The sequence below is a fragment of the Pseudomonas putida genome, assembly GCA_041071465.1.
In the GTDB taxonomy this organism is placed as follows: Bacteria; Pseudomonadota; Gammaproteobacteria; order Pseudomonadales; family Pseudomonadaceae; genus Aquipseudomonas; species Aquipseudomonas putida_P.
Window position 1 is genome coordinate 1462041 of record CP163498.1, and the last position, 17825, is coordinate 1479865.

Sequence of the window (17825 nt, forward strand, 5' to 3'; positions counted from 1 at the left end):
CCCGGCCACGCTCAGGTCCCCCGAGGTTTGGCTCGCGCCGTAGCCTCGGCCACCAAGGGGTCGTCAGGCCAGTAATGCTTCGGATACCGCCCCTTCAAATCCTTCTTCACCTCGGCGTAGGTGGTGCGCCAGAAGTTCGCCAAGTCCTGGGTCACCTGCACCGGCCGGCGTGCGGGTGACAGCAGGTGCAGCTTGACCTGCTGCCGGCCGTTGGCGATGCGTGGGGTGTCGGCAAGCCCGAACAGCTCTTGCAAGCGCACGGCGAGGACCGGCGGGCTCTCGCTGTAGTCCAGACGAATGTTCGAGCCGGACGGCACCGCCAGGTGCGCGGGGGCCTGTTCGTCCAGGCGCTGTGGCAGCGGCCAGGGCAACAGGTTGCGCAACAGCGACGGCAGGTCCAGCGCGGCAAAGTGGCTAAGGCGCGACACTTTGCCCAGGTAGGGCTGCAGCCAGTCTTCCAGGTTGGCGAGCAGGGCCTCGTCGCCCAAGTCGGGCCATTCGCTGTGGCCATCCTTTCCCAGGTCCAGCTGGCGCAGCAGTGCCACCCGTGCCTGCCACTGGCGCAGTTCCGGCGTCCAGGTCAGCAGGTTCAGGCCCTTGCGCCGAACCAGGCCAAGCAGCGCCCTGGCCTTGGCCTCGTCATCCAGGCCCGGTAGTGGCTCACGGCTGAGGACCAGTTCGCCAACCTTGACCTGCCGCTCGGCGCGCAACACCTGCTCGCGCTCGTCCCAATCAACGATATCGACCCGCTCGACCTGCTCGGCCAGCACGCCATCGAGCAACGCCGGATCGAATTCGGCGGCCAGGTAGATGCGCTCCTCACGCTGCCCCTGGCGGCTACCCAGGTCGGCGACTACCAACCACGGGCACTTCATCAACGCGTCAACTTCGGCAAACAGCGCCGCACGGCCATTGGCCAACCGATACTCCGCCCCACCCTCGCGGCGCTGCAAGGCGACGCGGTCGGGGTAGGCCAGCGCCAGAAGCGCGCCCAGCCAGCGCGAGTGGTCCGGGTCGGCGACCGGCGCACCGGCCTTGCCTCGCAACAGGCCACGGTACTGGCGGGCCAGCTGACGCGCCCGCTGCACGCCACCCTGGCCGCCACGCGCCGCCTTGCTTTCGCCGCTGACCAGCGCCAGCCGGTTGTGCAAGTCCGCGCCACCCCCACGCTGGATATCCCGCTCCCCCAGCAGCGCAGCCACATCGCAGGCCATCTGTGCCAGGCCCAGGTCCTGGCCACGCAGCAGCAAATGCGCGATGCGCGGGTGCGCCGGCAGTTCGGCCATGGCCTGGCCGTGTTCGCTGAGGTTGTCACGGCTGCCAGGCTTGAAGGCATTGAGCCGCACCAACAGGTCTTGGGCCTGGGCGAACGCGGCAGCCGGCGGTTGGTCAAGCCAGCGCAACTGCTCGGGGGTAACGCCCAGCGCGCCAGTTGCAGGGCCAACCCGGCCAGGTCGGCCTGGAGGATTTCGGCGCTGCCATGGGCGGCCAGTTGCTCATGCTGGGCTTCGGACCACAGGCGGTAGCACACGCCGGGCTCCAGGCGGCCGGCCCGGCCGGCGCGCTGAGTGGCGCTGGCGCGGGAGATACGCTGAGTGTCCAGGCGGGTCATACCGCTGCCAGGGTCGAAGCGCGGCACACGGGCCAGGCCGGCATCGATCACCACACGCACGCCATCGATGGTCAGGCTGGTTTCGGCGATGTTGGTGGCCAGCACCACCTTGCGCAGGCCCTTGGCCGGCGGGTCGATGGCGGCACGCTGGGCATTGAGATCCAGTTCGCCATGCAGTGGGCAGAGCAGAATTTCGGGCCGATCGCCCAAGGCCTCCTGCAGGCTCTGGTGCACCCGGCGGATCTCGGCCTGCCCAGGCAGGAATACCAGCACGCTGCCGGCTTGGTCTGCCAGCGCCTGCAGCACGCTGTCCACCACCCGTGGTTCGATGAACTCGCCCGGCTGGAACGCTCGCCCCCAACGGATATCCACCGGATGCATGCGGCCTTCGCTGCTGACCACCGGCGCATCGTCCAGCAACCGCGACAGGCGCTCGCCTTCCAGGGTGGCGGACATCAGGAGAATCTTCAGCGGCGGGTCGTCACGCAGCAACTCGCGGCCATTGAGGCTCAGCGCCAGGGCCAGGTCGGCATCCAGGCTGCGCTCGTGAAATTCGTCGAAGATCAGCAAGCCCACACCCTCCAGTGCCGGGTCGGCCTGCAGGCGGCGGGTGAGGATGCCCTCGGTCACCACTTCGATACGGGTTTTAAGCCCGACCTTGCTGTCCAGGCGGATGCGGTAACCCACCGTTTCCCCCACCTGCTCGCCCAGCTCGCTGGCCAGCCGCTCGGCGGCCGCCCGCGCCGCCAGGCGCCGTGGCTCAAGCATCAGGATGGTCTGCCCGGCCAGCCACGGCTCGTGCAGCAGCGCCAACGGCACGCGGGTGGTCTTGCCAGCGCCGGGCGGCGCTTCAAGCACCGCTTCGTCACGGTTTGCCAGGGCCTGGCGCAAAGCGGGCAAGGCCGCATCAATGGGTAATGAAATCATGGTGGTCCTCGAACAGTCTGGCGAGTATAACGGCGAACCCAGCCTGCTCTATCATGGTCTTAGCATCAGGCGCAGGCGCTTCGCTTGCCCTGCTGAACACCTTCTCGGAGATTTACATGCGCATCTCGACCCGCGTCATCGGTGGCGCCCTCATTGCCACCCTGCTGACCCAACTGACGGCCTGCGGCACCATTTTCTACCCGGACCGGCGCGGCCAGATCGGCGGCAAGATCGACCCTGTGGTTGCCGCAATGGACGCCATTGGCATCCTGTTCTACGTGATCCCTGGGCTGATCGCCTTCGGCATCGACTTCGCCACGGGCGCCATCTACTACCCAGGTGGCCGCACCGCCCAGGTCGACCCAGCCAAACTGCAAGAAGCCGTCAAACCAGATGGCAAGGTCGACAACCTCAAGTTGCAGGCCATTCTCGAAAGCGAACTGGGCCAGCGCCTGCCATTGGACGACCCTCGGCTGATCCAGCACCGCGGCAGTGTCGAGCAGTTGGCCAGCCTGGGCCTGGTGCCAGCCGCCTGAGCCACAAGGACACCGACCACGGATGATCACCACCCCGGCTGAACACCAGCGCCTGCTACGCCTGGCCACGCGCGCGTCATTGGCGGTGGCCAGTATTCTGGTGCTGAGCAAGGCGCTGGCCTGGTGGCTGAGCGGTTCGGTGAGCCTGCTGGCCGGGCTGACCGATTCGGCACTGGACGCTGTAGCCTCGTTCCTCAACCTGCTGGCGGTGCACTATGCGCTGCGCCCGGCAGACGACGATCACCGGTTCGGCCATGGCAAGGCCGAGGCCCTGGCCGGCATGGCGCAGGCGCTGTTCATCGGGGTCAGTGCAGTGCTGATCGGCGTGCAGGCGGTCGAGCGCCTGCACACCCCGCAACCGCTGGGTGATACCGCCATCGGCATCGCGGTGATGCTGCTGTCGCTGGTGCTGACCGTCGCCCTGCTGGCCTTGCAGTACAAGGTCATCCGCCTGACCGGCTCTACCGCGGTGCGGGCCGACTCCCTGCACTACCGCTCGGACTTGCTGCTAAACAGCAGCATCCTGCTGGCCCTGCTGCTGGCGCGTTTCGGCTGGCCCCAGCTGGATGCGCTGTTCGGCCTGGGCATCGCCTTTTACATCCTCTGGAGTGCCTTGCAGATTGCCCGCGAAAGCACGGCAATCCTGATGGACAAGGAACTGCCCAGCGATGTCGGCGAAGACATGGCCACGCGGGTACTGGCCATTCCCGGCGTCAAGGGCGTGCACGACCTGCGTACGCGGGTGTCGGGCAACCAGTGGTTCGTGCAGTTGCACCTGGAGCTACCAGGGCAGCTACCACTGCATGAAGCACACGGATTGTGCGTGGAGGCCTCACGGGTGATCCGCCAGCGTTATCCACAGGCGGATGTGATGGTGCACGCCGACCCGGTATAGATATTCTTCAGGCTAACAGGCCGCGCCTACCGCTTTAGTTGATGCTGTATCCCCGGCCACTGAAGCAGGCACCCAGCGCCCGCCGGTAATTGTCGAGCACATTGGCTGGCGGTGCGTACGTCGCCGTCGCCGGATCGAAGCCGGATTGGCTCACTGCCCAGCGATGGCACTGGTAACGGTCCTGCTCCTGCTGTTCCTGCCCCTGGCCATACATCGGGTAAGCCACCACGTCATACCCACCGTTCGACGGTGCCACCGGTACGGGCGCCGGCACGCCGACCGGTGGGTTGACCACCACGTACTCCTGGCTGTCCGCCAGGTACTGGTAGTAGGTATCGGCTACCAGGAAGAACAGCCCACCCCCCAGCCACACTTCCCGCGCATAAGGCGGCAGGTAATTGACCCGCACGCCATAGGGCGGCCTCACCACGATGTAGCTGCCACCATGAGGGCGGTACCAGTAGCCGCCGGAGTAGAAGTAGTCAGCACCACGGTAAGGCACTTTCCAGTAGCGGTCGGGAAAATGGTCGACGGTGTGCCCGGGGCGATACTGCGGCCCAGGCCCCCAGCCATTGCCATGGCCATCTGGGCGCCCTTGCCAGTCACCACCGGGCCGTTGCCCAGGGCCACCGGCTTGCCAGTGATGGTCATCACCGTGGCGGCGGGGAATGTCCTGGTAATAACCCTGGCGCGGGGGCTGGGTCTGGCGCACTTCGTCGCGCGAGTTGAGCGAGCGGCCAGGCCCGCCCTCACCTTGCACCTGCTGGCCGCGTTCGCCATGCCCCTCGCCCGGCCCTTCGGCCATGGCCCCGAGGCTGATGCTCAAACCCAGCAAACCAACACCTGCCAACTGCCAGATGCGCGACTTCATGGTATTCCTCTCGGTAGAAAAACTGCGCCCGCAACCAGTCTACCGCGCCCATCACGCAGGCCAATTAAATTTCCAGACAGAAAAAAGGGAGGCCACAAGGCCTCCCTTCAGGAATTGTCGTCCGTGCTCGGCACTTGTGGCGCCGGCTCACCTCACACCGTCTTCTGGAGGGTGTGTAGCCCGGGGGCCTGCAGATCCTGTTGGATGGCTGGCCGCGACCGCCCGCTTAGGGCGCGTCGCCGTGGACTGATGTCCGGGCAGTGATTCTGGTGATAAAGATACCGGACGGCTTGCGACAGATGATTGCGAAGATTGCTCAGATAAATAGCACTTGCGCAATTTTTCACCCTGGATTGATAATTCGCCGCAATACGAACAGAAAAGGCAAATGCCATGAGCAAACTTGACCGTTACGACCTGAGCATCCTCGCCGAATTGCAGCGCGATGCGCGCATTTCCAACCAGGAGCTGGCCGAACGCATCGGCCTGTCACCTTCGCCATGCTCGCGTCGGGTCAAGCAACTGGAGGACGATGGCTACATTTCGCGCCAGGTTGCGCTGCTCGACCGCAAGAAGCTGGGCCTGAGCCTGACGGCCTATGTGCTGATCGGCATGGACCGCCACACCCCTGAGCGTTTCGAAACGTTCGAGGCCGCCATCCGCAACCTGCCGCAGGTGCTGGAATGCAGCCTGGTCACCGGCATGGATGCCGACTACCAGCTCAAAGTGGTGGTGCCCGACATGGACCACTACCAGAAACTGCTTCTAGGCAGCCTGACCCGTATCGAAGGCGTCACCAGCGTGCGTTCGAGCTTCGTGCTCAACCAGGTACTGGCCAGCACCGAGTTGCCATTGACCCACCTGCGTTAAACCCTCACGCCAGCCAGCGTATAATCGGACGCTCAACCCGCCTGGAGAACACCGATGGATCCCGCCGTATTCGAAGAGTGGATGATGATCATCCTGGTCACCGTGCTGATCGGTTTCATGGGCTTCATCGTCTGGGACCTGGCAAAAAAATCCAAGGCGGGCAAGTTCGGGACGCTGATCCTGTTCTTCGTGCTGGGGCTCGGGGTGCTGGCCTTCATCATCAAGAGCGTGGTGGTGGGGTTTCTCGAAGGGGTGTAAGGCTCAAGGCTGCCGGGAGCGTGCTGCGGCCCCGGCTAGCGCTTTAACTTTGCCGGGACTTCGCGCCAGCAACCCTGCTCCAGCCCATCCAGCGCCCAATCGCCAATCCTCACCCGCACCAGGCGCAAGGTCGGCAACCCCACCGCTGCCGTCATCCGTCGCACCTGGCGGTTACGCCCCTCCCGGATCACCAGTTCCAGCCAGCTGGTCGGTACGCTTTTGCGAAAGCGTACAGGCGGGTTGCGCGGCCATAGCTCGGGTTCTTCCAGCCGCCGCGCCTCGGCCGGCAAGGTTGGCCCATCGTTCAGTTCCACACCGTCACGCAAGCGCTGCAACTGCTCGTCGCTCGGTTCGCCCTCCACCTGTACCCAGTAAGTCTTGGCCAGCTTGTGCTTGGGGTCGGCAATCCGCGCCTGCAGCCCGCCATCGTTGGTCAGCAACAGCAGGCCTTCGCTGTCGCGGTCCAGCCGACCGGCCGGGTACACGCCCGCGATGTCGATGAAGTCTTTGAGGGTCGCGCGCCCTTCGCCGTCGCTGAACTGGGTCAGCACGTCGAACGGCTTGTTGAACAGGATCAGGCGCGGCTCGGCCGGTGGCGCCTTGGCCTGGCGACGCGGGCCGGTGGCAGGCCGCGCCTGGGGACGGCGCGGCTTGTTACGGGGTGGCAGTGACATGAATCCTCAGCGGAACGGCGGCTCATCGAAGCTGCGCAGTTTACGCGAGTGCAGCGAGTTGAGCTCGGTGCGCAGCAGGTCGAGAGCAGCAATGCCGATTTTCAGGTGTTGGCTGACCGCGCGGTTGTAGAAGGCGTTGGCCGAACCCGGCAGCTTGATCTCGCTGTGCAGCGGCTTGTCGGACACACACAGCAAAGTGCCGTACGGCACGCGCAAGCGGTAGCCCTGGGCAGCGATGGTGCCGCTTTCCATGTCCACCGCCACCGCACGCGACAGGTTGATCAGCGGGCGCTCCTGGGCCCAGCGCAGCTCCCAGTTGCGGTCGTCGTAGGTGAGCACGGTGCCGGTGCGCAGGCGCTTCTTCAGCTGTTCGCCACGCTCGCCAGTGACCTGCGCGGCGGCTTCCTGCAAGGCCATCTGCACTTCGGCCAAGGCCGGGATCGGGATATTCGGCGGCACAACCCGGTCGAGAATCCCGTCGCGGCGCATGTAGGCGTGGGCCAGCACATAGTCGCCAATGGTTTGCGACTGCCGCAGGCCACCGCAGTGGCCGATCATCAGCCAGCAGTGCGGGCGCAGTACCGCCAGGTGGTCGGTGATGTTCTTGGCGTTGGACGGGCCGACACCGATGTTGACCAACGTAACACCGTCGCCGTCGGCGGCAATCAGGTGGTAGGCCGGCATCTGGTAGCGGTGCCAGACCACGCTGGCCACCAGGGCCTGGGTTTCGCCGTGGTCCATGCCCTTTTCGATCACCACGTTGCCCGGTAGCACCATGCGCACGAAGCGCGGGTCGTCACGCAGTTGCTCCAAGCCATGGCTGATGAACTGGTCGACATAACGGTGGTAGTTGGTCAGCAGGATCCACGGCTGCACATGGCGCCAGTCGCTGCCCGTGTAGTGCACCAGGCGGCGCAGCGAGAAATCGACCCGCGCGGCATCGAACAGCGCCAGCGGCAGCACTTCGGCACGGTCCCAGTCGTACAGACCATCGGCGATATTGTCGGTGGCGGCCGACAGGTCGGTGCTGGGGAACACCCGCGCCAGCTGCGCGGCGGTAATGCCGCTGCCGGCCAGCTCGTCGCCCTGATCGACCACGTAGGGGTACGGGATGTTCTGTTCACTGACGCCGACTTCTACCGTGACGGTGTAGTCGTGCATCAGCGGGCGCAGTTGCTCCAGCAGGTAGCCACGAAATGCAGCAGGCTGGGTGACGGTAACGCTGTAGGTACCGGCTACCTGGACCTTGGCGTAGGCGCGCGTGGTGGCGGCGACCTCACCGTGGCTGATGTAGGTCAGGCGCAGTGCCGGGTAGCGGAACAGGTCGCGCTCCTCGGCGTTCGGCTCGGTACGGTCCTTCAGGTAACGCTTGAGGGCCTGGCTAAGGGCCCCGGTGGCCTGTTCATGCAGGGCCGCCAGACGGTCGACGGCCTGTTCGGGGGTATCAACGACTACAAAAGCTTGGCTCACACTGTGCTTCCTGTCTGGACATGCATGTGAACCATCTTGCCTGCCTTCTGGGTTAAATACACCCCCATTGATCGGTGCTGGATTCATTCGCGGGCAAGCCCGCGCCTACAGCGGCCAGGCGGGCGTAGCCCTTGTTACCAGCGCCTCGGCATCAACCCCCCGCGGCAATGCCCCGTACGCCCTCCCGCTCCCCGCCAGGCGGCTGCCGATAAACGCATCGCTGACCACCGCATTCCCCGCCTCCAGCAACAGCTTGGCCTGCAACGCCAAGGCAATATCTTCGGTCAACTGCCGCGCTCGGTACTGCATATCGCCGGTGTCGGCAAACGCACCCTTGAGGTTGCCGATGTGCGCCGCCAGGCGCGGGTCGCCATGGCCATCGCCCAGTTCGGTGAACAGCGCATCGAGCACACCCGGCTCCTTGGACAAGGCCCGCAGCACATCCAGGCACTGCACATTGCCCGAGCCCTCCCAGGTCGAGTTGACCGGCGCCTCGCGGTACAGCCTTGGCAGAATGCTGTCTTCCACATAACCGGCGCCACCCAGGCATTCGGCAGCCTCGTTGATCATGGCCGGCGCACGCTTGCAGATCCAGTACTTGCCCACCGCCGTGACCAGCCGGGCGAAATGCGCTTGCTGTGGGTCGTCCAATTGCTCCAGCGCCTGGCCCATGCGCAGGCTCAGGGCCAGTGCCGCCTCGCTTTCCAGGGCCAGGTCGGCCAGAACGTTCTGCATCAGTGGCTGCTCGTTCAGCACACGGCCACCGACCTTGCGGTGCGCACAGTGGTGGGCGGCTTGGGTCAACGCCTGGCGCATCAAGGCGCTGGAGCCGACCATGCAGTCAAAACGGGTCATGGCCACCATCTCGATGATGGTCGGTACGCCCCGCCCTTCTTCGCCAATCATCCACGCCAGCGCCCCACGGAACTCCACCTCGCTGGAGGCGTTGGAACTGTTGCCCAACTTGTTCTTCAGGCGCTGAATATAGAACTGGTTGCGGTTGTCATCCGGCCGGTGGCGCGGCAGTAGGAAGCAGCTCAGGCCTTTTTCGGTTTGCGCCAGGGTGAGGAAAGCATCACACATGGGCGCCGAGCAGAACCACTTGTGGCCGACCAGCTCATAGGCCTGGCCAGGGCCTGGTGCACCGACAGGGTAGGCCCGCGTAGTGTTGGCGCGCACGTCGGTACCGCCCTGCTTTTCAGTCATGGCCATGCCCAGGGTGACTCCGGCCTTGTGCCGGTCGCCGACGTTGCGCGGGTCGTACTCGCAGGCAAGCATTTTTGGCAGCCAGTATTCGGCCAGCTCAGGTTGCAAGCGCAGCGCCGGCACAGCGGCGAAGGTCATGGTCAGCGGGCAACCGGTGCCAGCCTCGGCCTGGCTGTGCAGGTAGGTCATCGACGCCCGCGCCACATGGGCGCCTGCGCGGGGTTCGGCCCATGGCAAAGAAGGTAACCCGTGCTCGACGGCGGTGCGCATCAGCACGTGGTAGGCCGGGTGAAACTCAACCAGGTCGATGCGATGGCCATAGCGGTCGTGGCTGCTGAATTCAGGCTTATGCGCGTTGGCCAGGAAGCCCGCCTGCATCAGTGGGCCGCCGGCCAGGGCACCGTAGGCATCGATCCGCGATTCGGCCCAGCCCGCGCCAAAACGCCGGGACCATTCTTGCAATGGCAAGTCGAGGCGGTACAGGTTGGCACCGTCGAGGGACGGCGGCTGGTTGGTGACTTCGTGGGTTTCAGCGTACTGGTGCAGGTTCATCGGGGGCTCCTGGATCCGGGTAGGCTTGAGAGACCCAGTGAAGCACTCCCTGCGGGGCAGTCAAAGTGGCATTCATGACTAAACGTGTGGCGGTGGGAGCAAACGCGCGCCACAGGCCATGAGTGCTACAGCGAGCGCCGTGACTGCAGGATACTCGGACTCATCTGCACCTGCGAAATAGCCATGTTCAAACTGAGTTCAAACCGGCTGCCCAACCCGCGCGTCGACTCATGCGCCAACCTGGCGCCCAGCAATTCCCCCATCTGCCGGCAAATCGACAACCCGATCCCCAAGCCGCCGTAGCGCCGGGTCATCGAACCATCCACCTGGAAGAACCGCTGGTACAGGGTCGACTGGTCCAGGTCATCAAAGCCGATACCGCTATCACTGACCGTGAAGGTCAACGCCAGATCGTCCGGCCCCACGCGGCGGCCGCGCACCTGAATCATCACCCCACCCTGATGAGTGAACTTCAAACCGTTGTCCACCAGGCAGCCCAGGCAGTGCGCCAGTTTCTGCCCGTCACCGAGCAACCCGTCCGGCAGGTCGGCCGGGATATCCAGGCTCAGGTACAAACCTTTGCCCAAGGCCTGCCCGGCATAACCGGCGCGCAACCCCTGCAACAGGGCGCGCAGGCTGAACGGTGCTGGCTGCGCCCGTAGGCGGCCGGCCTGCAGTTCGGACAGGGTGAGGATCGCATCCACCATGTCCATCATGCCCTGGGCAGACCCCGCCGCCGTGCGATGGTACTGCGCCATTTCGGCCTCCATCGGCAGGGTGTGCATCAGCTCCAGCGAGCCAATCACGCCGTTCATCGGGGTACGCAGTTCATGGGTGACGCTGGCCAGAAACTCGTCCTTCAGACGGTTGCTCCTGGCCAGTTGCAGGTTCAGTTGCTCCAGTGTGCGCCCGGTTTCGCGCAGGGTCTGCGCCTGCTGCTCACGCAGGCTGTTGATACGGTCGGCCAGCGCCAGCGACAGCAAGGCCACCTCCAGCGCAGAACCCAACTGGCTGGCATACATGGTAATGAACACATTTGGCAGGTAGCCCAGCACCATCAAGGTGTTGACCAAGCCACCGAGCAGGAACGCAGTCCAGGCGATAATGAACCAGCGCGCCACGCGCAAGCCACGCCACCAGGCGTACAAGCCGGCGCTGAAGATGCTCACGGTAAACAGCAATGCCAGCAGCGTGGCCATGCGCAGGGCAATACCGTAGGGCATGCTCACCGCCAGCACCATGACCAGCGCGCCGCCCAGCATCAGTAGCTGCAGCAGCCGGTCGAAACCACGGCTGGTGTTGCCCAGTTGCAGGAAGTGCCGGGCGAACTGGCAACCGAACAGGCCGGAGGCACCAATGAACAGTGGCGTGGATGCATTCGCCCACCAGGGGCTGTCCGGCCAGAAGTAGGCCACGCCCGCACCGTTCACCGACACCTGGTACAACCCGAACGAGGCAATATAGAGGATGTAGTAGAGGTAGCTGACGTCGCGCACGCTGAGGTAGATGAACAGGTTGTACACCAGCATCACCAGCAACACGCCGTAGATCATCCCCAGCACATACAGGCGTGTGGGCTGCTCCTCCATGTAGGCCTCGGCGGACCACAGCGCCAACGGCGCCTGCACCGAACCCTGGCTGTGCAGCCGCAGGTAGGCGGTGGTCACCTTGCCAGGGGGCGACTGCAGTTCGAACAGGTAGTTGTTCTGCAGGATCTGCCGGCTGTCGTAGGGCAAGGCATCACCGGTGCGTTGCGCCAGGCGGTACAAGCCGCTGCTGTCAGGCAAAAATAGCTCAAGGTGATCCAGCGGCGGGTAGGCCAGCTCCAGCAGCCATTGCCGTGGTGCCACGCCAGGCGCGGCAAGCGGGCGCAACTCGACCTTGAGCCAGAACACCGAGGTAGAGTAACCGGCGTTCAGCACGTCTTCATGGTGGGCTTGGAAGTGTTTGGCGAACCCAGGGGCACTGACCTGGGCAATGCTGGCACTGCCATCGAGGTCTTCATAAACCTGCATGGCCTTGCCCAGTGGAAGATGCCGGGTAGCGTCGTCGAAATCGACCGCTCCGGCCAGCACGGGCAGCAAACCCAGAAGCACAATCAGCAAATAGCGCATACAGCCCCAGCATGGCCTGTCCGGTCGCGTCGCGGTAGCCTCCCATCCGTTTGAGACGACGTGATCCTGCAGAACCCGTTTGTCGAGTTATCCGAGCACTCTAGCATAGCTTCACAACCTGGTAATCGGCCATATAAAAACACAAAGAAAAGGCTCTAACTCAATGCTTTCAGAAGAAAAACAAAATCTAATCTGACCGTTCGATCAACAAATCTCGTTTGTCGGACGATCCGCCCAAACAGGTTTGGTGGTAAGCTCGCCGACCATGAATACCTACAGCTCCCGCCCCGTTGTCCTCTGTCTCTCCGGCCACGACCCCAGTGGCGGCGCCGGCTTGCAGGCAGATATCGAAGCCCTGATCGCCCAAGGCTGTCACGCTGCACCTGCAGTGACCGCCCTGACCGTGCAGGATACCGTCAACGTTTCCGACTTCCGCGTGCTCGACCGCGAGTGGGTGCTGGCCCAGGCCAACGCCGTGCTGGCCGACTCCACGGTGGCCGCCGTCAAGCTGGGCATGCTCGGCTCGATCGACATGGTTGACACCGTCGCCGAACTGCTGGCTGCCCACCCGCACCTGCCGCTGGTCTGCGACCCGGTGCTGCGGGCCGGTGGCGGTGGCCGCCTGGGCAAGGACGAAGTGGGTTATGCCCTGCGCGAACGCCTGCTGCCGCTGGCGACCATCGCCACGCCGAACCTGCCCGAAGCACGCATCCTCGCCGAGCTGCCTGAAGGCACCGCCGACGAATGCGCCGAAAAACTGTTGCCGTTCTGTAGACACCTGCTGATTACCGGCGGTCACGGCGACGAAGTCGAAATTCACAACCGCCTGTACACCCAGGACGGCCAGCAACACACCTGGACCTGCCAGCGCCTGCCAGGCAGCTACCACGGTTCGGGCTGCACGCTGGCCAGCGCCCTGGCGGGCCGCCTGGCCCTCGGCGAACAGCTGGAAAGCGCCGTGCGCAGCGCCCTGGACTATACCTGGCGCACCCTGCGTGATGCCGAGCAGTTGGGCAAAGGCCAGTTCGTGCCGCGCCGCCTGCCCCTGGACTTCTGCTCCTGATACGAGGCCTTCAATGAAGCTACGCGGTCTGTATGCCATCACCGACAGCCAGCTGCTCGCCGGCCGTTTCCTGTCCCATGTCGAGGCGGCCCTGGACGGCGGCGTGTGCCTGCTGCAGTACCGCGACAAAAGTGACGACGCGGCGCGCCGTCTGCGTGAAGCCGAAGGGCTTATGAAGCTCTGCGAGCGCTACGGCACCCAATTGCTGATCAACGACGACGCCGAACTGGCCGCACGCCTGGGCGTCGGCGTGCACCTGGGGCAGACGGACGGCCCGCTGACCCCGGCCCGCACCCTGCTCGGCCGCCAGGCGATCATCGGCTCCACCTGCCACGCCAGCCTCGAGCTGGCCGCCCAGGCCGCCAGCGAAGGCGCCAGCTACGTGGCCTTTGGCCGCTTCTTCAACTCCGTCACCAAGCCGGGCGCGCCCGCTGCCAACGTCGACCTGCTGGAGCAGGCCCGCGCCCAGGTGAAGCTGCCAATCGCGGTGATCGGCGGCATCACCCTCGACAACGCCGCCCCGCTGGTCGCCCATGGCGCCGACCTGCTGGCGGTGATCCACGGCCTGTTCGGTGCCGACAGCGCGCAGGAAGTCACCCGCCGCGCCCGCGCCTTCAATGCCTTGTTCGCATCCTGATTTCGAGAGAACTTCCATGTCCCGTTCCGAAGACCTGTTCGCCAAAGCCCAGAAGCACATCCCCGGTGGCGTCAACTCGCCGGTCCGCGCTTTCAAGAGCGTTGGCGGCACGCCGCTGTTCTTCAAGCATGCCGAAGGCGCCTATGTCGTTGACGAGGACGACAAGCGCTACGTCGACTACGTTGGCTCCTGGGGCCCGATGATCCTCGGTCACGGCCACCCGGACGTGCTGGACTCGGTACGCAAGCAACTGGAGCACGGCCTGTCCTATGGCGCACCGACCGCCATGGAAACCGACATGGCCGACCTGGTCTGCTCGCTGGTGCCGTCCATGGAAATGGTGCGCATGGTCAGCTCGGGCACCGAAGCCACCATGAGCGCCATCCGCCTGGCCCGTGGCTACACCGGCCGTGACGCCATCATCAAGTTCGAAGGCTGCTACCACGGCCACTCCGACAGCCTGCTGGTAAAAGCCGGCTCCGGCTTGCTGACCCAAGGCGTGCCAAGCTCGGCAGGCGTGCCGGCGGACTTCGCCAAGCACACCCTGACCCTGCCGTTCAACGACATCGCCGCGGTCGAGAAGACACTGGCAGAAGTCGGCCAGACCGTGGCCTGCATCATTGTCGAGCCGGTGGCTGGCAACATGAACTGCGTCCCCCCGGCGCCGGGCTTCCTTGAAGGCCTGCGCGAGCAGTGCGACAAGCATGGCGTGGTGCTGATCTTCGACGAAGTGATGACCGGCTTCCGCGTCTCGCTCGGTGGCGCCCAGGGCCACTATGGCATCAAGCCGGACCTGTCCACCTTCGGCAAGATCGTCGGCGGCGGCATGCCGGTCGGCTGCTTCGGCGGCAAACGTGAAATCATGGGCTGCATCGCTCCGCTCGGCCCGGTCTACCAGGCGGGCACCCTGTCGGGCAACCCGCTGGCCATGGCCGCCGGCCTGACCACCCTGAAGCTGATCAGCCGCCCAGGCTTCCACGCCGAACTGACCGACTACACCAGCCGCATGCTCGACGGCCTGCAGCAGCGCGCCGATGCGGCTGGCGTACCATTCGTCACCACCCAGGCCGGCGCCATGTTCGGCCTGTACTTCAGCGGCGCTGACGACATTGTCACCTTCGAAGACGTGATGGCCAGCGATGCCGAACGCTTCAAGCGCTTCTTCCACCTGATGCTCGACGGTGGCGTGTACCTGGCGCCGAGCGCGTTCGAGGCGGGCTTCACCTCCATCGCCCATGGCGACAAGGAGCTGCAGATCACCCTGGATGCGGCTGAAAAGGCTTTTGCAGCGCTGAAATAAGCAGTTGCTCCCCTTTGTGGGAGCGGCCTTGCGTCGCGATAGGGGCGCAAAGCGGCCCCAGCGATTGATGCATTTTTGCTGAAATTTTGGGGCTGCTGCGCAGCCCTATCGCGACACAAGGCCGCGCCCACAGCGGCTGGTAGAGGCAACAAAAGACCGCGCACAATCAGCTAACGCCCCCAACCAAGCAGAAATTCGAGTAAAACTTTGTAAGGTTGGCGCTGCTTATCCCATAATGTGCCACCAGAGACATTGGCCGCAGCTTTGCAGAGGTAAGTCGATCCCCATGAACCGCACCGGCCGCGCCCTGACCCTGGGCTGCCTGTTGCTTCTTCAGCCCCTGCTGGCCTTGGCGGAGGGCGGTAACTCGTTGCTGATTCCGGCGACGGGCCGCTGCACCTTGAACGTTCAGCCTGAAGACCTGGCAAACGCCCTCAAGGCCTGCGAGCAGACGGCAACCGCGGGGGATGCCCAGGCGCAGTTCGAACTGGGCGAGTACTACTACACGCAAACGCCAAAAAAACTCGACAAAGCCCTGGACTGGTTCCAGAAGGCTTCGCTGCAAGGCCAGGCTGATGCCCAGTATCGCCTGGGTGCCATGTTCTTCCATGGTGAAGGGGTCAAGGCCAACAACGTACAGGCCTACATTCTGCTGAAGATGGCCGCGGTCAATGGCGCCGAAGATGCGCTGGACATGGCCGACGAAGTGACCGAGCAAATGCCCCGCGACGAGCTGGAGCATGCCACCCAGGTGCTCGGCCAGATCTTCCGCAAATACCTGCTGGAACTGCAGAACGCCGAAGGCCGCACGCCGTTCTCGCCACTCCCCTGAGGGTTACTTTTCCGGCATCGGCATCGGGAACGGCATGACATTGCCGCCACCCTTGGCTTCGCTGATTTTCGCCGTGCCCAGTCGCTCCACCTCATCGATGCGCACAATCGCATGCATCGGCACGAAACTGCGGATAACGCCCTCGAACTGGCTCTTGAGCTTCTCCTCGCTCGGGTCCACCACCAGTTGCGAGCGCTCGCCGAACACGAACTCCTCGATTTCCAGAAAACCCCAAAGGTCGCTCTGGTAGATCTGCTTGGCGTACATCTCGAAGACCTGCCCCTGGTTGAGGAAGATCACTTTATAGATGGCAGGTTCGCGTTTGCTCATGTTCGACGGGATAACACATGCGTAAGAAAAGGCGGGCATCATAGCAGTGCCGGCCTGCTCGCGGGTAAACCCGCGACGAGGCCGGAACAGGCCGCACATACCGTTGAACGTTTCAGTGCTTTCGCCACTGCCATTCAAGGGTTATTCTTGAGTTCACATCCATCGCCGTCGAGCGGCTAAAAACGACCTTGAACGCACCCATAGAACCCCATCGTTTCATCCTCGAGCCCTTCGAGGCCCACCGTTTCGCCAACTTGTGCGGCCAGTTCGACGAGCACCTGCGCCTGATCGAACAGCGCCTTGCAATCGAAATCCGCAACCGCGGCAATCAGTTCGAACTGATCGGCGAACCCAGGACCACCTCCGCTGCCGAACAGCTGCTGCGCCGTCTCTACCGCGAGACCAAGGCCACCGACCTGTCGCCGGAAACCGTGCACCTGTACCTGCAGGAATCGGCTGTCGAGAACATCGACAACCCGGCCGTCAACGAGGTCAGCGTGTCGTTGCGCACGCGCAAGGGCAACATCCGCCCGCGCGGGCTCAACCAGCAGCGCTACGTGAAGGAAATCCTGGCCAACGACATCAACTTCGGCATCGGCCCGGCCGGTACCGGCAAGACCTACCTGGCCGTGGCCTGCGCCGTGGACGCGCTGGAGCGCGAACAGGTGCGCCGCATCCTGCTGGTGCGCCCGGCGGTCGAGGCGGGTGAAAAGCTCGGCTTCCTGCCCGGCGACCTGGCACAGAAGATCGACCCGTACCTGCGCCCACTGTACGACGCGCTGTACGAAATGCTCGGCTTCGAACACGTTGCCAAGCTGATCGAACGCCAGGTGATCGAGATCGCCCCGCTGGCCTACATGCGTGGCCGCACCCTGAACAACAGCTTCATCATCCTCGACGAAAGCCAGAACACCACGCTGGAACAGATGAAAATGTTCCTCACCCGCATCGGCTTCGGCTCCACGGCGGTGATCACCGGTGACATCACCCAGGTCGACCTGCCACGGGGCACCAAGTCGGGCCTGGCACACGTCATCGAGGTGCTCGAGGACGTTCCGGGTATCAGCTTCACCCACTTCCAACCCAAAGATGTGGTTCGTCACCCACTGGTGCAGCGCATCGTCGAGGCCTACGACCGCTTCGAAGGCCGCCAGAACAAGCCCGAGGCGCCCGGCAAAGATGCTTGAACTTGATATCCAACGGGCCACGGATGCCGCCGCCCCGGATGACGCCGCCTTCCGCCGCTGGTGCGAACTGGCCCTGCGCCAGCGCACCGCCGACTCTGAAATGACCATTCGCCTGGTCGACGAAGCCGAAGGCCGCGAGCTGAACCACACCTACCGGCACAAAGACTACGCGACCAACGTGCTGTCGTTCCCGGCCGATGTGCCCGATGACCTGCTCGATATCCCGCTACTGGGCGACCTGGTGATCTGCGTGGCGGTGGTCGAGCGCGAAGCGGCCGAACAGGGCAAATCGCTGGAAGCGCACTGGGCACACCTGGTCATGCACGGTTGCCTGCACCTGCTCGGCTACGACCACATCGAGGATGAGGAAGCCGAGGAAATGGAAGGCCTGGAACGGGAATTGCTGGCAGAACTGGGTCACCCCGACCCGTACGCCGACGATGAAACCGACACAATCACACACTGATACACGAAGGATCACGAGAACCGCC

Annotated in this window: 16 protein-coding genes and 1 pseudogene; 10 read left to right on the top strand and 7 right to left on the bottom strand. The window is 64.3% G+C overall.

Annotated features, from left to right (window positions below):
- Nucleotides 1–11: 11 nt before the first annotated feature.
- Nucleotides 12–2539, bottom strand: a pseudogene (gene hrpB / locus AB5975_06805) (ATP-dependent helicase HrpB).
- Between the two features lie 116 nt (nt 2540–2655).
- Between hrpB and AB5975_06810 the strand changes: the two are divergent.
- Nucleotides 2656–3075 (top strand): polyribonucleotide nucleotidyltransferase, encoded by a 420-nt coding sequence (locus AB5975_06810; GenBank protein ID XDR21559.1) that lies wholly within the window; start codon nt 2656–2658, stop codon nt 3073–3075.
- Nucleotides 3076–3097: 22 nt separating this feature from the next.
- Nucleotides 3098–3970, top strand: coding sequence for a cation diffusion facilitator family transporter (locus tag AB5975_06815; GenBank protein ID XDR21560.1), 873 nt, complete (start codon nt 3098–3100; stop codon nt 3968–3970).
- Between the two features lie 34 nt (nt 3971–4004).
- Here AB5975_06815 and AB5975_06820 read toward each other — a convergent pair whose 3' ends face one another.
- The gene (locus AB5975_06820) at nt 4005–4841 is read right to left on the bottom strand and encodes a DUF6515 family protein (GenBank protein ID XDR21561.1); all 837 of its coding nucleotides are present in this window, start codon (nt 4839–4841) and stop codon (nt 4005–4007) included.
- A 393-nt stretch (nt 4842–5234) separates the two neighbouring features.
- Between AB5975_06820 and AB5975_06825 the strand changes: the two genes are divergently transcribed.
- Both AB5975_06825 and AB5975_06830 read left to right on the top strand, forming a co-directional pair.
- Nucleotides 5235–5711 (top strand): Lrp/AsnC family transcriptional regulator, encoded by a 477-nt coding sequence (locus AB5975_06825; GenBank protein XDR21562.1) that lies wholly within the window; start codon nt 5235–5237, stop codon nt 5709–5711.
- Nucleotides 5712–5765: 54 nt separating this feature from the next.
- Entirely contained in the window at nt 5766–5969 is a 204-nt protein-coding gene (locus AB5975_06830; protein XDR21563.1) for a DUF2788 domain-containing protein, read from the top strand.
- 35 nt (nt 5970–6004) lie between these two features.
- Here the strand turns inward: AB5975_06830 and AB5975_06835 are convergent, their stop codons facing one another.
- The 4 genes from AB5975_06835 to AB5975_06850 form a co-directional block, all read right to left on the bottom strand.
- Complete coding sequence (locus tag AB5975_06835) at nt 6005–6643, bottom strand: pseudouridine synthase (GenBank protein ID XDR21564.1); 639 nt, start codon at nt 6641–6643, stop codon at nt 6005–6007.
- Nucleotides 6644–6649: 6 nt separating this feature from the next.
- A complete protein-coding gene (gene amn, locus AB5975_06840; protein XDR21565.1) occupies nt 6650–8113 on the bottom strand; it encodes an AMP nucleosidase in 1464 nt (487 codons plus the stop codon).
- A gap of 105 nt (nt 8114–8218) precedes the next feature.
- Complete coding sequence (locus AB5975_06845; GenBank protein XDR21566.1) at nt 8219–9871, bottom strand: acyl-CoA dehydrogenase family protein; 1653 nt, start codon at nt 9869–9871, stop codon at nt 8219–8221.
- A 125-nt stretch (nt 9872–9996) separates the two neighbouring features.
- A complete protein-coding gene (locus tag AB5975_06850) occupies nt 9997–11985 on the bottom strand; it encodes a sensor histidine kinase (GenBank protein ID XDR21567.1) in 1989 nt (662 codons plus the stop codon).
- Nucleotides 11986–12250: 265 nt separating this feature from the next.
- On the opposite strand from AB5975_06850, the gene AB5975_06855 reads away from it, so the two are divergent.
- The 4 genes from AB5975_06855 to AB5975_06870 all read left to right on the top strand — a co-directional run bounded on the left by AB5975_06855 (nt 12251) and on the right by AB5975_06870 (nt 15817).
- Nucleotides 12251–13048, top strand: coding sequence for a hydroxymethylpyrimidine/phosphomethylpyrimidine kinase (locus AB5975_06855; GenBank protein ID XDR21568.1), 798 nt, complete (start codon nt 12251–12253; stop codon nt 13046–13048).
- Nucleotides 13049–13061: 13 nt separating this feature from the next.
- Complete coding sequence (gene thiE / locus AB5975_06860; protein ID XDR21569.1) at nt 13062–13685, top strand: thiamine phosphate synthase; 624 nt, start codon at nt 13062–13064, stop codon at nt 13683–13685.
- Between the two features lie 16 nt (nt 13686–13701).
- Nucleotides 13702–14985: a glutamate-1-semialdehyde 2,1-aminomutase gene (hemL, locus tag AB5975_06865; protein XDR21570.1), complete on the top strand. Its 1284-nt coding sequence runs from the start codon at nt 13702–13704 to the stop codon at nt 14983–14985.
- 286 nt (nt 14986–15271) lie between these two features.
- Entirely contained in the window at nt 15272–15817 is a 546-nt protein-coding gene (locus AB5975_06870) for a tetratricopeptide repeat protein (GenBank protein ID XDR21571.1), read from the top strand.
- Nucleotides 15818–15820: 3 nt separating this feature from the next.
- Here the strand turns inward: AB5975_06870 and AB5975_06875 are convergent, their stop codons facing one another.
- Nucleotides 15821–16147, bottom strand: a complete 327-nt coding sequence (locus AB5975_06875) for a DUF1820 family protein (GenBank protein XDR21572.1) — start codon at nt 16145–16147, stop codon at nt 15821–15823.
- A 188-nt stretch (nt 16148–16335) separates the two neighbouring features.
- Between AB5975_06875 and AB5975_06880 the strand changes: the two genes are divergently transcribed.
- Both AB5975_06880 and ybeY read left to right on the top strand, forming a co-directional pair.
- On the top strand, nt 16336–17334 hold the full coding sequence (locus tag AB5975_06880; GenBank protein XDR21573.1) for a PhoH family protein: 999 nt from the start codon (nt 16336–16338) through the stop codon (nt 17332–17334).
- Nucleotides 17327–17800, top strand: a complete 474-nt coding sequence (gene ybeY / locus AB5975_06885) for an rRNA maturation RNase YbeY (GenBank protein ID XDR21574.1) — start codon at nt 17327–17329, stop codon at nt 17798–17800. The genes AB5975_06880 and ybeY overlap by 8 nt, the downstream gene beginning before the upstream one ends.
- Nucleotides 17801–17825: the final 25 nt, after the last annotated feature.